Source organism: Methylobacterium sp. 1A (genome assembly GCF_058072805.1).
On the sequence record NZ_JBYQVE010000002.1, the window covers coordinates 862215 to 875375 of the forward strand.

Here is a 13161-nt window from a genome sequence, read left to right on the forward strand (position 1 = left end):
CGCTTCCCGAGGGCGCGCAACCCTGGGTCGCTTCGCTGCGCTCGCGAAGACGGCGCGGAGCCCGCTATGGTGGCGCGACCTCGACGCGCAGCTTTCCCGGAGTGGACCCGATGGACAACCGCAACGCCGTGTGGCGCCACGTCGACGCGCAGTCGGAACGGCTGATCGCCCTGTCCGAGCGGGTCTGGGGCATGCCGGAGGTCTGCTACACGGAGAGCCGCTCCTGCGCCGAGCACGTCGCCGAACTGCGCTACCAGGGCTTCCGGGTCACCGAGGCAGTCGCCGGCATCCCGACCGCCGTGATGGGCGAGGCCGGGGACGGCGGGCCGGTCATCGCGTTCCTCGGCGAGTACGACGCCCTGCCGGGCCTGTCGCAGGAGGCCGGCGTCGCCGAGCACCGGCCGGTGGAGGCGGGCGGGCACGGCCACGGCTGCGGCCACAACCTCCTCGGCTCGGCGGCTCTGCTCGCCGCCACCGCGCTGAAGGACTGGCTCGCCGAGACCGGGACGCCCGGCCGCGTGCGCTACTACGGCTGCCCGGCGGAGGAAGGCGGCGCCGCCAAGGCCTTCATGGTCCGCGACGGCGCCTTCGCGGACGCCGACATCGCGATCACCTGGCATCCGGGCAGCTTCTGGGAGGTGGCACCGCCGGTCGCCCTCGCCAACACCCGGGCCGACTTCGTCTTCACCGGCCGCACCGCCCACGCGGCGGCCGCGCCCCATCTCGGGCGCTCGGCGCTCGACGCCGTCGAGCTGATGAGCGTCGGCGTGAACTACATGCGCGAGCACATGCCGTCCGACGCGCGGGTCCACTACGCCTATCTCGACGCCGGCGGCATCGCCCCGAACGTCGTCCAGGCCGGCGCGACGGTGCGCTACTCGATCCGGGCTCGCGACCTGCCCGGCATGCTGGCGCTGGTCGAGCGGGTGAAGAAGATCGCGCAGGGCGCCGCCCTGATGACCGAGACCGCCGTCGAGGTGCGGATCGTCAGCGCGGTGTCGAACCTGCTGGGCAACGATCCCCTGGAGCGGGCGCTGCACGGCGTCATGGAGGAGCTCGGGCCGCCGCATTTCGACGAGGCCGACCGGGATTTCGCCGGCAAGATCCGGGCGACGCTCACCGACGGCGACATCGACGCCGTGTTCCGCGCCGTGGGGATGCCGCGCACCGAGGCGCCGCTCGCCGACTTCCTCGTGCCCCTCGACGCGTTGCGCAACCCGGCGGTGGGGTCCACCGACGTCGGCGACGTCAGCTGGGTGGTGCCGACCGTCCAGGCCCACGCGCCCACGGTGGCCATCGGCACGCCGTTCCACACCTGGCAGGTGGTGGCGCAGGGCAAGACCCCCGCGGCCCACAAGGCGATGGTGCAGGTCGCCAAGGCGATGGCCGCCACCGGGGCCCGGGCGGTGACCGACGCGGCCCTGCGCGACGCCGCCAAGGCGGACCTCGCCCGCCGGGTCGGCGCGGCGGGCTACGTCTCGCCGCTGCCGCCGGAGGTCGAGCCGCCGCTCGGCATGTCGCTGGGGCGCTGACGCAGTCCCGCCTCAGAGCGTCCGGGCGCGGAGCGCCGTCACGACGATCTCGGCCAGGATGACGACGCCGAAGATCGCGGCGAGCACCACGGCGACTTGGTCCCAGTAGAGCAGGTTCAGGGCGGTATCGAGCGCGACGCCGATGCCGCCCGCGCCGACCAGCCCCAGCACGGCGGATTCGCGGATGTTGATGTCCCAGCGGAACAGCGCGATCGACCAGAAGGCCGGCTTCACCTGCGGCCAGTAGCCGAGCAGCAAAGTCGACATCCGGCCGGCACCCGCGGCCTGCAGGGCCTCGATCGAGCCGCGATTGGCCTCCTCCAACGCCTCGGCGAACAGCTTTCCGGTGAAGCCGACGGAGCGGAGCGCGATCGCCAGGGTCCCGGCCAGCGGCCCCGGGCCGAACACCGCCACGAACAGCAGCGCCCAGACCAGGGAGTTCACCGAGCGCGAGGTCACGAACACGAACTTGGCGAAGAGGTTCAGCGCGCGGTTGGGCGTGACGTTGCGGGCCGCCATCAGCCCGATCGGCACCGCGATCGCGATGGCGATCAGGGTGCCGAGCGTCGCGATGTGGAGCGTCTCCACCAGCGCCCGCAGGGTCGGCCCGACATAGCCGGCATCCATCGGCCACATCCGGCCGAACAGGTCGGCCAGCTGGTCGGGGGCGTCGTAGAGGAATTCCGGGATCACCTCGATGGTGCGCAGGCTCGCCACGAAGGCCGCCACCGCGCAGAGCGTGAAGGCGAGCCGCGCCAGCCGCTTCCACAGGGGGAAGCGCTGCCAGCGGCGCGGGCCGGCGGACGCGGGCGCGAGGGCGACGCTCACTGGAACACCTTGCGGGCCCAGCCGGAGACGATCTCGGCCACCATGATCAGGGCGACGATGACGATCAGGATCGCCAGCACCACGTCGAAGTCGAAGCGCTGATAGGCGGTGAACAGCGTCGCGCCGATGCCGCCGCCGCCGACGATGCCCACCATGGTCGAGTTCCGCAGGTTGGAATCGAGCTGGTAGGTGGCGAAGCCGATGAAGCGCGGCAGCACCTGCGGCTGCACGCCCATGATCAGGGTCGACAGGAAGCCGGCGCCGGTCGCCCGCACGGCCTCGACCTGCTTCAGGGAGATCTCCTCGATCGCCTCGGCGAACAGCTTGGCGATGAAGCCCACCGAGGCGACGATCAGCGCCATGACGCCGGCGAGCGCCCCGAAGCCGATCGCCTTCACGAACAGGATCGCCACGATGATCGGGTGGAACGACCGGCAGAGCGCGATCAGGATGCGGGTCGGCCACGTCACCCAGGGCGGCATCAGGTTGCGGGCCGCCAGGAAGCCGATCGGCAGGGCGACCGCGATGCCGACCACCGTGGCGATCACGGCGATCTGCAGGCTCTCGAGGATCCCCGACTGGATGAGCTCCCAGCGGGAGAAGTTCGGCGGGAACATCCGGGCCAGGAACTGCTGCCCGTGGGCGAGGCCGCCGGCGAAGCGCTCGGGCGAGAAGCCGAGCTGGGTCGCCGCGTAGACCGCGTAGACGGCAAGGAGCGCCCAGCCGGCGCGGGCGGTCCAGTTGGGCCGGAACGCGACGCGGTCGGGGGAGGCGTCGGGGGAGGCCGGGCGGGCGGGCGCGCTCATTCGAGCCAGTTCTCGCCGCCGTAGATGCCGCGCAGGTCGGCCTCGCTCAGCCGGTCCGGCGGCCCGTCATAGACCACGTGCCCGCCCGACATGCCGACGATCCGCGCGGCGAAGCGCTGGGCGAGCGCCACGTTGTGGATGTTGACCACCACCGGCACGCCGCGCTCGGCCGCGAGCCGGGACAGGATCTCCATGATCTCGACGGAGCTCTTCGGGTCGAGGGACGAGGTCGGCTCGTCGGCGAGCACGATCTCGGGCTCCTGCATGATCGCCCGGGCGATGCCGACGCGCTGGCGCTGCCCGCCCGACAGGGCGTCGGCCCGGCGGGTGGCGAAGCCCGACAGGCCGACCGCGTCGAGGAGGTCGAAGGCGCGGGCGATGTCCGCCTCGGGGAAGCGCCGCAGCCACGCGCGCCAGGCCGGCACGTAGCCGAGGCGGCCGCAGAGCAGGTTCTCCATCACCGAGAGGCGCTCGACCAGGTTGTACTCCTGGAACACCATCCCGATCCGGCGGCGCGCCCGGCGCAGGGCGGGGCCGGAGAGCCGGGCGAGGTCCTCGCCCCGGAACAGGATCTCCCCCGAGGTCGGCTGGACCAGCCGGTTGATGCAGCGGATCAGGGTGCTCTTGCCGGTACCGGACGGCCCGATGATCGCCGTGAGCCCAGTGCCCGGCACCACGAGGTCGATGCCCTTCAGGACCGGCTGGCCGGCCCGGTACGCTTTGGTCAGCCCGCGAATCACCAGCGCGCGCGGATCCTCCGCCCGGGGATCGCCCTCGGGTCCGGCCGCCACCGCGCGCGCCGCGCTCCCCGCCGTCACGGCCTGCGTCACGGCTTAGGGGCGCCCGCGGCCTTCTTGCGCGCTGCCTCGGCCTCGCGGGCGGCCTCGCGCTCGTAGGCGACCTTGTTGTACGGCGTGCCCGATTCCTCCGCGACCTTGCGGACGATCGCCCAGTCCTTGAGGTAGGTGATCGGCGCGAACCGGTCGTCGCCCTCGAAATCCTTCACCATGTCGGGCGGGAAGCGGAAGTCGTAGAAGCACTGCTTCAGCTTCTCGGCGAGTTCCGGCTTGAGATCGTGGGCGTAGGCGAAACCCGAGGTCGGGAACTTCTCGCTCGTGTAGATCACCCGGTAATCGTCGCCCTTGATCGTCCCGCGGGCGACCATCCGGTAGAACACGTCGGAGGCCACCGGGGCGGCGTCGTAGTCGCCGGTGCCGACGCCCAGCGCCGACTTGTCGTGGCCGCCCGAGTAGATGAGCTTGTAGTCCTCGCCGGGCTTCAGTCCCTGCTCGGGGAACAGCGCCTTGGGCGCGAGGTTGCCGGAATTCGACGACGGCGCCGTGTGGGCCACGCGCTTGCCCTTGAGGTCGGCCAGCGTCTTGTACGGGCTGCTCGCCTTCACCACGACGATCAGGTTGTAGCCCTCGGCGCCCTTCTCGGTGCCCTTGGCGGCGAACGGGATCGCGCCGGCCATGTTCACCGCGAAGCCGAGGGGCCCGGTCGAGAAGCCCGCCACCGTGAGCCGGCCGGAGCGCATCGCCTCGATCTCGGCGGAGTTCGACTGGACCGGGTAGTAGACGACGCGCTTGCCGGTGCACTGGCTCAGGTAGGTCGTGAACGGCTTGAACGAATTCTCGTAGACCGCGGGATCCTCCACCGGCGTGTAGGCGAAGACGATGACGCTCGGGTCGCGGGTCTTGGCCGGAACGTCGGCGACGAGGTCCTTGTTGGCGTCGCAGTAGGCGTCGTCGAGCTGGCCGCGGTTGGGGCACTCGTCGGCCCTCAAGGGCGACAGGAAACCGAAGCCGCAGAGCAGCGCCAGGGCTGCGCCGTATCGGGCGATCGTCACGCGCTATCCTCCCTGCGGGGCCGTGCCTCGGGCCGGCGCCGTCGTGTCCCGCCCGGTCCGGGCCGAGCTTGAGCCGGCAAAGGTGTAGGCGCCGGCTGACGGGAGACGCAAGGCGCGACAGCGAGAGGACGTTGAGGGAAGCCGCGCGCTGACAGGGGCGTCGTGGCGGCCGTCCGGGCGGCCGTCCGGGCGGCGGCCGGCCTCAGGGCGCGAGCCGCGTGAACACGTAGTCGTGGTCCCGGACATTCGCGCTGTGGCAGGCGAAGCAGGTCTCGTGCTGGGCCGCGTCCGCGGGCTTGCCGTCGACGAAGCGCCCGAACCCCCAGCCCCCCGTCGCCGCGTAGCGCCGCGAATCCTTCACCATGACCTGAACCGTCGTGGCGCCGCCGGGCACGAAGGCCGGGGCGAACTCCGCGGACGGCACCCGCGTCCAGGCGCGCTTCACCAGCACCGTCCCGTCCGGGAACGGCAGGGTGCCCGACCGGTAGGCGTCCAGCGCCCGCGCGTTGCCGACCACGGCGCGCAGCTCGTCGAGGGCCCCGGTCTCCTGCGCGACGCCGACGAGCTGCCAGTCGCGGTACCCGTCCGGGACGGTGACGCCGTAGATCGGCGAGGCCGCCGGGGCGGTCCCGGCATCCACGGCGCGCACCGCGGAGCCTCCCAAAATCAGGCCCGCAGCGAGCAGGGCCGGCAGCGCGACAGCCAGGAACCGCATGGCAACCTCCGTCATCGTCTCGGGATGATCGTGTGTCCGGGGATGATCCGGCCGCGCCGGCGCGGTCAGGCCGCGGCCGCGTCGATCACGGCCTGCGCGAAGGCGCGCGGGGCTTCCTGCGGGAGGTTGTGGCCGATCCCGCCGGTGATCAGCCGGTGCGCGTAGCGTCCGGTGAACTTGGCCGCGTAGCTGGCGGGATCCGGATGCGGGGCGCCGTTCGCGTCGCCCTCCAGGGTGATGGTCGGCACGCCGATCGTGGGCGCCTGCGCGAGGCGGCTCTCCAGCGCGTCGTACCGGCGCTCGCCCTCGGCGAGGCCCATCCGCCAGCGGTAATTGTGGATGACGATGCTGACGTGATCCGCGTTGTCGAGGGCCGGGGCGCTCCGCGCGAAGGTGGCGTCGTCGAAGCGCCAGCGCGGCGAGGCGGTCTGCCAGATCAGCTTGGCGAAGTCGGCGCGGTACGCCTCGTAGCCGGCCCGCCCCCGGCTGGTGGCGAAGTAGAACTGGTACCACCAGGACAGCTCGGCCCGCGGCGGCAGCGGCTTCTTGCCGGCCTCCTGGTTGCCGATCAGGTAGCCGCTGACCGCCACCAGCGCCCGGCACCGCTCCGGCCACAGCGCCGCGACGATGTCGGCCGTCCGCGCGCCCCAGTCGAAGCCGCCCAGGACGGCCTGGGGGATCTTCAGGGCGTCCATCAGGGCGATGACGTCCACCGCGAGTGCCGCCTGCTCGCCGTTCCGGACCGTGTCCGACGCCAGGAAACGGGTGGTGCCGTAGCCGCGCAGGTACGGCACGATCACCCGGTGCCCGGCCGCCGTGAGGATCGGAACGACCTCCGCGAAGGCGTGGATGTCGTAGGGCCAGCCGTGCAGCAGGATGACCGCCGGCCCGTCGGCGGGACCGGCATCGACGTAGCCGACGTCGAGCACGCCGGCCTCGACCTGCTTCAGGACGCCCGGCACGGCGCCGGGGACCGGGGCGCCGGGGGCCGAGCCGCCCTGCGCCCGCGCGGTCCGGCCGAGGCCGAGCTCGGCGAGGGCGGCGGTGGCTACCGCGCTCTTCAGGAGGCGGCGGCGGCTCCAGGCGGATGTGTCGGGATCGGTCTCGCGGGCCATGGACAGCTCCCTCGTCGGAAAGTCTTCGATGGAGCGAAATCTATCCCGATGCTCGACACCGCGCTTTGAGAGGACCTTGAGGACACCTTCAGAGGCCCATGATTTATGCCCGCCCGGGCCCGTGCTAGAGCGCCCTCCGCCGCGGAGACCGGTTCGGTGAGCAGGGCGCGGAACGAGGACATGGCCCCGCCCAGGAACGCCCCTTGATCTACCGGTTCGGATCCTTCACCCTCGATTCTGCCCGGCGCGAGCTCAGCCGGGACGGCGCCGAGATCGCCGTCGAGCCGCAGGTCTTCGACCTCCTGCGGGTGCTGATCGAGCGGCGCGACCGGGTGGTAAGCCGCGACGACCTGCTGGAGGCGGTCTGGAACGGGCGCATCGTCTCCGAGGCGACCCTCGGCAGCCGGATCAACGCGGCCCGGACGGCGATCGGCGACACCGGAACCGAGCAGCGCTGGATCCGGACGCTCCCGCGCAAGGGCGTGCGCTTCGTCGGCGCCGTGCGGGAGGCCGCATCGGAGGTCTCGCCCGGGATCGCTCCGGAAGACGCGGCGGAGCTGGGCGTCACGTGGCGCACCGGGCCGCGCCTGCCCGCGGTGGCGGTCCTGCCCTTCACCAACATGAGCGCGGATCCGGATCAGGACTACTTCGCCGACGGGATCACCGAGGAGATCATCACGGCGCTGTCCCGCGTCAGCGGCCTGTTCGTGATCGCGCGCAACTCGACCTTCACCTACCGGGGCGCGGCGATCGACGTGCGCCGGGTCGGGCAGGAGCTCGGCGTCGGCTACGTGGTCGCCGGCAGCGTGCGCCGCGGCGGGTCGCGCCTGCGGATCACCGGCCAGCTGGTCGATGCCGGGACCGGCGCCCATCTCTGGGCCGACAGCTTCGACGGCGGGCTCGACGACGTCTTCGCCCTGCAGGAGCGGGTCGCCGCGCGCGCCGCCGCCGCGATCGAGCCCACCCTCCAGCTGGCGGAGATCGGCCGGCTCGGCCGCGACGCGCCGGCCCATCCGGACGCCTACGACCGGCTGCTCCGGGCCAATGCCCGGCTCGCCGACTTCACCGCCGCCGGCATGGCGGCGGCGCTCGATCACCTGGACGAGTCCCTGGCGCTCGACCCGGGCTACGCACCGGCGATGGCCGCCGCGGCCTATTGCCGGGCGCAGTGCCATTTCCAGGGCTGGATCGCGCAGGGCGACGCGGAGCGCGCGGCGGCCGTGCGGCTGGCCTGGGGCGCGGTCGAGCGCGCGCCCGGGGACGCGCAGGTGCTGTGGATGGCGGCCTTCGCGGTCTGGAACATGTCGGAGACCGAGCGGGACCGGGCGCGCGACCTGTTCGGCCGCGCGCTGCTCGTCAACCCGAACTCCGCCCTGGCGCTCACCCTCGCGGGCTGGATCGAGACCATGTGCGGCCGCGCGGAGGCGGGACGCGCCATGGTCGAGCGGGCGCTGCAGCTCAACCCGCGGGATCCGCGCGGCTGGCTGATGTCGGGCGTGATGGCGGTCGCGGCGGTGAGCGAGGCCGACTATCCCGAGGCGATCCGGTGGGCCGAGCGGGCGCTGGCGCAGAACCGGCGCTTCGCCGTCGCCCTGCGGGCGCTCGCCGTGGCCCATGTCGGGCTCGGCCAGCCGGAGCGCGCCCGGCAGGCGGTGGCCGAGCTCCTGGCGATCGAGCCCGGATTGACGGTCTCGGGCTTCCTGGCGCGGATCCCCTTCCCGGTCGCCGCCCTGGGGCAGCGATACGCCAAGGCCCTGGCCGAAGCCGGCCTGCCCGCCTGAGCGGGACGCCGGTCAGGCCCCTTCCCGGTTCAGCCGGACGACGAGCTGATCGGCGAACTTGGCGGCGGCCACCGACAGGGAGCGCCCGCGCAGCTGCGCCAGGACCAGCGTCATCGGGGTGAGGTCGCGGGTGTCGATCGGCCGGCTGTGCAGGCGCGGATCCTCCGGGATGCCGCTGGGCACCTGCAGGCTGACCACGTCCTCCCGCAGGGTGAGGTTGCGCAGGAACTCCAGCGAGCCCGACTCCACGACCGGCCGCAGCTCGACGCCCCGCCGGGCCAGCGCGTGCTCGATGTGGTGGCGGATGGCGAGCGATCGGTCGGGCAGCGCCAGGGCGTGCGCGAGACAGTCGCGCAGCCGCACCGGCCCGCTCTCCGCCGCCAGCGCGTGGCCTCTGCGCATCAGCGCGCACAGGGTCTGGTGGCCGGAATAGAGCGGGTGCAGCTCCGCCGAGGGCGGCGGCTGCAGGATCAGGGCGAGGTCGGCCTCGAATTCCGCCAGGGCTGTCACCGCCTGGGCGTGGTCGCGGACCTGCACGGTGAAGCCGACCTGCGGAAAGCGGGCGCGGTAGGCCTCGACCTCCTCGGGCACCACCTGGGTGACGAAGGCCTGGCTGCAGGCGAGCGCCACGTGCCCCCGCCGCACGCCCGACAGGTCGGCGATCTGCGAGCGGACCCGGTCGAGATCGGCGGCCTGGTCGCGGATGTGCCGGGCGAAGAGCTCGCCGGCCGCGTTGAGCCGCATCCCCTGCGGCAGGCGCTCGAAGATCGGCGTGCCGAGCTCGTATTCGAGATCCTGGATCTGCCGGGTCAGGGCCGAGGGCGTGAGGTTCAAGCGCTCCGCGGCGCGCCGGATCGAGCCGGCGCGGGCGACCTCGGCGACGTAGGTGACGGTGCGCAGGTGCTTCACGCCCGCACCCTGCCCGACCGTTGCCCGAGAGGCAACGGCACGCTCAGAAAATAGCACTTCCTCGCAACAGGCGGTGCCCGTAGCGTCGGCACATCGGGACCCTTCAGGAGCCGTTCGATGATCCGCCGCCGCACCCTCCTGGCCGGTCTCGGGGCCGGCCTCGCCCTCGGACCCCTGGCCCGGGCCCGCGCCCAGGGCGCGCCCGTCACGATCCGGATGGGCTCCCTCAAGCTGATCCACTCGATCGCGCCGAGCTTCTACGCGCGCTTCACCCCGCCCGGGGTGAATGTGGAGGTTGTGCCCTTCGAGAGCCCGACCGAGTGCAAGAACGCCGTGGTCACCAAGTCGGTGGATTTCGGCACCTTCGGGATCGCCGCCGCGACGCTGGGCGCCGCCGCCGGCGAGCCGCTCGTGGTCATCGCCTCCACCTGCAACCGCGGGATGGCGGTGATCGCCAAGAAGGGCTCCGACATCCACGCCATCAAGGACCTGCGCGGCAAGCGCGTCGCGATCTGGCCCGGCAGCACCCAGGAGGTCTTCGTCCTGGAGCGGATGCGCATGGAGGGGCTCTCGGTGAAAGACATCACCCCCGTGCGCGTCTCCTTCTCGGAGATGCACATCGCCCTCGCCCGCGGCGATGTCGACGCCTATGTCGGCGCCGAGCCGGGCCCCGGCGTCAGCCTCGCCTCGGGCGTCGGCCAGCTCGTCGAGTACCCCTACGGCACCGAGATGGGCGCGCTGAACATGGTGTTTGGCGCCCACCGCGACACGCTGGCCGAGCGGCCGGACCTCGTCCGGACCATGCTGGAGATCCACCGCAAGGCGACGGACTTCGCGGCCGGCGACCGCGACGCGATGATCGCCATGGCGGTGGCGAAGCTCGGCCAGAAGCGCGAGGCGCTCGAGCTCTCGGCCCCGAACGTCGAGCTGACCTGGCGCCTCGGGCCGAACGAGATCCGGCAGGCCGATGCCTACGCGCAGCACATGCTCGCGCTCAAACAGATCAAGCGGCTGCCGGAGCCGGGTTTCATCGATACCCGCTTCGTCGACGCGCTGGGGCGGGCGTGAGCACCGGGATCGAGGCCGGCGCCCTGCCGGTGGCGGTGACGCCGGCCCCCGCCCGCCGGGTCGGAGACGGGGCCGGGCTCGCCCACCTGCGCCGGCTGGCGCTCGCCTGCGTGGTGCCGGCCGCGCTCGTCGCGGTCTGGCAGGTCACCACCGCGGGCCGGCCCTACAGCCTGATCCCGCCCCCCGCGGAGGTCTGGGCCGAGATGCGGGATCTCGCGGTCGGCGGCGTCAACGACGACGCGTTCAGCGGCACGCTCTGGACCCATCTCGCGGCGTCGCTGAGCCGGGTCTACGGCGGCTTCGCGCTGGCGGCCGCCGCCGCCCTGCCGCTCGGCCTGCTGATCGGCCGCGTGCCGCTGATCCGGGCGCTGCTCGATCCCGTCCTGCAAGTCCTGCGGCCCGTGCCGGTCACCGCGTGGCTGCCGCTGGCGATGATCCTGTTCGGTCTCGGGCCGCGCTCGGCCTTCTTCCTCGTGTTCCTCGGGGCGTTCTACCCGATCCTGGTCAACACCGTGTTCGGGGTCCGCTCCGTTGAGCCGCGCCTGTTCGAGGCGGCAGCGATGCTGGGCTGCACCGGGCCGGCCCAGTTCGTCCGCGTGGTGCTGCCGGCGGCGCTACCGTCGATCTTCACCGGCCTGCGGCTGGGCCTCGGCTTCGCCTGGGTGGTGATCGTGGTCGGCGAGATGACCGGCGTCCAGACCGGCCTCGGCGCGATCATCATGGAGGCGCGCCAGCTCTCGCGCACCGAGATCGTGATCTGCGGCATGGCGGTGATCGGGGTCGCGGGCTTCGTCTCCGACTGGCTGGTCATGCAGCTCGGCCGCCGGCTGCTCGCCTGGAGCCCGAATCATGGCTGATCCGACGATCCCGATCCTCGACATGCGGGCGGTCTCCAAGACCTACACGGCGGGCGGCCGCCGGACCGAGGCCCTGCGCGAGGCGAACCTCACGGTGTCCCGCGGCGAGTTCGTCTGCCTGCTCGGTGCCTCGGGCTGCGGGAAGTCGACGCTGCTGCGGGTCGCCGCCGGCTTCGAGGCCCCGACCGCCGGGCAGGCCCTGATGTGGGGCAAGCCGATCGCCGGGCCGGGGCCGAGCCGCGGCATGGTCTTCCAGGATTACGGCCTGTTCCCGTGGCTCACGGTGCGGGACAATATCGGCTTCGGCCCGAAGGCCCGCGGGCGGCCCGCCGCCGAGGTGCGCGACACCGCCGAGCGCTACATCGCCCTGGTCGGCCTCCAGGCCTTCGCCGACGCTTACCCGCACCAGCTCTCGGGCGGGATGAAGCAGCGGGTCGCCATCGCCCGGGTGCTCGCCAACGAGGCCGAGGTGGTGCTGATGGACGAGCCCTTCGGGGCGCTCGACGCCATGACCCGCGAGCGACTGCAGGACGAGCTGCTCGACCTGTGGTCGCGGACGGGGCTGACGATCCTGTTCGTCACCCACGCCATCGAGGAGGCGATCTTCCTCGCGGACCGCATCGTGATGATGTCGCCCGGCCCCGGCCGGATCGAGGCGATCCACCCGGTCGAGTTGCCGCGGCGGCGCGACGTGTCGAGCCCGGCCTTCAACGACCTGCGCCGGATGCTGGCGGCCCAGCTCCACAGCCACCACGCCCCGCGGGCCGCCGCCTGATGGACACCGCGCCCGACGATCCCCGCCGGCCCGAGAATCGCCTCGCCTACCGCGCCGCCGTGGACCGGCCGCGCCTGACCTTGCCGGGCGGCAAGCACGTGGCGGTCTGGCCGGTGGTCAACGTCGAGCACTGGCTGATCGACAACCCGATGCCGCGCCAGATCCTGGTGCCGCCGACCGCCGCAAGCCTGCTCCCGGATATCCCCAACTGGGCGTGGCACGAGTACGGGATGCGGGTCGGCTTCTGGCGCTTCCTCGAGGCCTTCGCCAGCCGCGGAATCCGCCCGACGCTGTCGATCAACGGCTCGGTCTGCACGGCCTATCCCCGCGTCGCCGAGGCCGCCCACGCGGCCGGCTGGGAGTTCATGGCCCACGGCTTCCACCAGGTCCCGACGCACCGGATCCCGGACCAGCCGGCGATGATCGCCCGCACCATCGCGGCGATCACCCAGACCACGGGGCGCCCGCCGCGCGGCTGGCTCGGGCCGGGCCTCACCGAGACCCTCGACACGCCCGACCACCTGCGCGCGGCCGGCCTCGAGTACGTCGGCGACTTCGTGGTCGACGACCGCCCCTGCCGGGTGGCGACGCGCACGGGCGACCTCGTCGCCCTCCCCTACTCCGTCGAGCTCAACGACATCCCGCTGCTGGCCATCCAGCACCACCGGGCCGACGAGTTCGTGGAGCGGGCGCTCGCCCATCTCGACCGGCTCGCGGCCGAGGCCGCCGGCTCCGGCCCCCTCGGCGGGGCCAAGGTGATGGGCTTCGCGATCCACCCCTACATCACCGGCGTGCCGCACCGGATCGGCCTGCTGGAGCGGCTGCTCGACGCCGTCCTGGCGCGCAGCGACGCGGTGTTCATGCAGGGCGGCGAGATCCTCGACTGGTACCGCGCCACCGGCGACGAATCCTGAGCCTCGCTGCGA

At 72.7% G+C, this 13161-nt stretch carries 13 protein-coding genes; 6 read left to right on the forward strand and 7 right to left on the reverse strand.

Annotated elements, in window-relative coordinates:
* Positions 1 to 110 precede the first annotated feature (110 nt).
* Positions 111 to 1532, forward strand: a complete 1422-nt coding sequence (locus ACX9MN_RS24355; protein ID WP_489725669.1) for a M20 family metallopeptidase — start codon at positions 111 to 113, stop codon at positions 1530 to 1532.
* A gap of 12 nt (positions 1533 to 1544) precedes the next feature.
* Here the strand turns inward: ACX9MN_RS24355 and phnE (ACX9MN_RS24360) are convergent, their stop codons facing one another.
* The 6 genes from phnE (ACX9MN_RS24360) to ACX9MN_RS24385 form a co-directional block, all read right to left on the reverse strand.
* Positions 1545 to 2360 carry a phosphonate ABC transporter, permease protein PhnE gene (phnE, locus tag ACX9MN_RS24360; protein WP_042671111.1) on the reverse strand — a complete coding sequence of 272 codons (816 nt, stop codon included), beginning with the start codon at positions 2358 to 2360 and terminating at the stop codon, positions 1545 to 1547.
* Positions 2357 to 3166, reverse strand: coding sequence for a phosphonate ABC transporter, permease protein PhnE (phnE, locus tag ACX9MN_RS24365; protein WP_091675666.1), 810 nt, complete (start codon positions 3164 to 3166; stop codon positions 2357 to 2359). Before phnE (ACX9MN_RS24365) ends, phnE (ACX9MN_RS24360) begins: the two co-directional genes overlap by 4 nt.
* Entirely contained in the window at positions 3163 to 3957 is a 795-nt protein-coding gene (phnC, locus tag ACX9MN_RS24370) for a phosphonate ABC transporter ATP-binding protein (RefSeq protein ID WP_024828718.1), read from the reverse strand. The genes phnE (ACX9MN_RS24365) and phnC overlap by 4 nt, the downstream gene beginning before the upstream one ends.
* Before the next feature lie 35 nt (positions 3958 to 3992).
* Positions 3993 to 5015, reverse strand: a complete 1023-nt coding sequence (gene phnD, locus ACX9MN_RS24375; protein WP_020091223.1) for a phosphate/phosphite/phosphonate ABC transporter substrate-binding protein — start codon at positions 5013 to 5015, stop codon at positions 3993 to 3995.
* Positions 5016 to 5217: 202 nt separating this feature from the next.
* A complete protein-coding gene (locus tag ACX9MN_RS24380) occupies positions 5218 to 5730 on the reverse strand; it encodes a cytochrome P460 family protein (protein ID WP_042671122.1) in 513 nt (170 codons plus the stop codon).
* 65 nt (positions 5731 to 5795) lie between these two features.
* Positions 5796 to 6845: an alpha/beta fold hydrolase gene (locus ACX9MN_RS24385; protein ID WP_489725670.1), complete on the reverse strand. Its 1050-nt coding sequence runs from the start codon at positions 6843 to 6845 to the stop codon at positions 5796 to 5798.
* A gap of 203 nt (positions 6846 to 7048) precedes the next feature.
* Here ACX9MN_RS24385 and ACX9MN_RS24390 point away from each other — a divergent pair, with 203 nt between their 5' ends.
* Positions 7049 to 8626, forward strand: a complete 1578-nt coding sequence (locus ACX9MN_RS24390; RefSeq protein ID WP_489725671.1) for a winged helix-turn-helix domain-containing protein — start codon at positions 7049 to 7051, stop codon at positions 8624 to 8626.
* Between the two features lie 12 nt (positions 8627 to 8638).
* Here ACX9MN_RS24390 and ACX9MN_RS24395 read toward each other — a convergent pair whose 3' ends face one another.
* Positions 8639 to 9535 carry a LysR family transcriptional regulator gene (locus tag ACX9MN_RS24395; protein WP_042671102.1) on the reverse strand — a complete coding sequence of 299 codons (897 nt, stop codon included), beginning with the start codon at positions 9533 to 9535 and terminating at the stop codon, positions 8639 to 8641.
* Positions 9536 to 9652: 117 nt separating this feature from the next.
* On the opposite strand from ACX9MN_RS24395, the gene ACX9MN_RS24400 reads away from it, so the two are divergent.
* The 4 genes from ACX9MN_RS24400 to ACX9MN_RS24415 are packed head-to-tail and all read left to right on the forward strand — an operon-like array spanning position 9653 to position 13149.
* Positions 9653 to 10603, forward strand: coding sequence for an ABC transporter substrate-binding protein (locus tag ACX9MN_RS24400; protein ID WP_020091228.1), 951 nt, complete (start codon positions 9653 to 9655; stop codon positions 10601 to 10603).
* Positions 10600 to 11460: an ABC transporter permease gene (locus tag ACX9MN_RS24405; RefSeq protein WP_489725672.1), complete on the forward strand. Its 861-nt coding sequence runs from the start codon at positions 10600 to 10602 to the stop codon at positions 11458 to 11460. Before ACX9MN_RS24400 ends, ACX9MN_RS24405 begins: the two co-directional genes overlap by 4 nt.
* A complete protein-coding gene (locus ACX9MN_RS24410) occupies positions 11453 to 12235 on the forward strand; it encodes an ABC transporter ATP-binding protein (protein ID WP_020091230.1) in 783 nt (260 codons plus the stop codon). The genes ACX9MN_RS24405 and ACX9MN_RS24410 overlap by 8 nt, the downstream gene beginning before the upstream one ends.
* Positions 12235 to 13149, forward strand: a complete 915-nt coding sequence (locus tag ACX9MN_RS24415; RefSeq protein ID WP_091675650.1) for a polysaccharide deacetylase family protein — start codon at positions 12235 to 12237, stop codon at positions 13147 to 13149. Before ACX9MN_RS24410 ends, ACX9MN_RS24415 begins: the two co-directional genes overlap by 1 nt.
* The last annotated feature ends 12 nt before the right edge of the window (positions 13150 to 13161 follow it).

Bases quoted from the DNA above. Each gene is read 5' to 3' on its own strand.
- ACX9MN_RS24355 (WP_489725669.1), top strand. From the start codon at position 111: ATGGACAACCGCAACGCCGTGTGGCGCCACGTCGACGCGCAGTCGGAA.
- phnE (WP_091675666.1), bottom strand. From the start codon at position 3,166: ATGAGCGCGCCCGCCCGCCCGGCCTCCCCCGACGCCTCCCCCGACCGC.
- ACX9MN_RS24380 (WP_042671122.1), bottom strand. From the start codon at position 5,730: ATGCGGTTCCTGGCTGTCGCGCTGCCGGCCCTGCTCGCTGCGGGCCTG.
- ACX9MN_RS24385 (WP_489725670.1), bottom strand. From the start codon at position 6,845: ATGGCCCGCGAGACCGATCCCGACACATCCGCCTGGAGCCGCCGCCGC.
- ACX9MN_RS24400 (WP_020091228.1), top strand. From the start codon at position 9,653: ATGATCCGCCGCCGCACCCTCCTGGCCGGTCTCGGGGCCGGCCTCGCC.
- ACX9MN_RS24410 (WP_020091230.1), top strand. From the start codon at position 11,453: ATGGCTGATCCGACGATCCCGATCCTCGACATGCGGGCGGTCTCCAAG.
- ACX9MN_RS24415 (WP_091675650.1), top strand. From the start codon at position 12,235: ATGGACACCGCGCCCGACGATCCCCGCCGGCCCGAGAATCGCCTCGCC.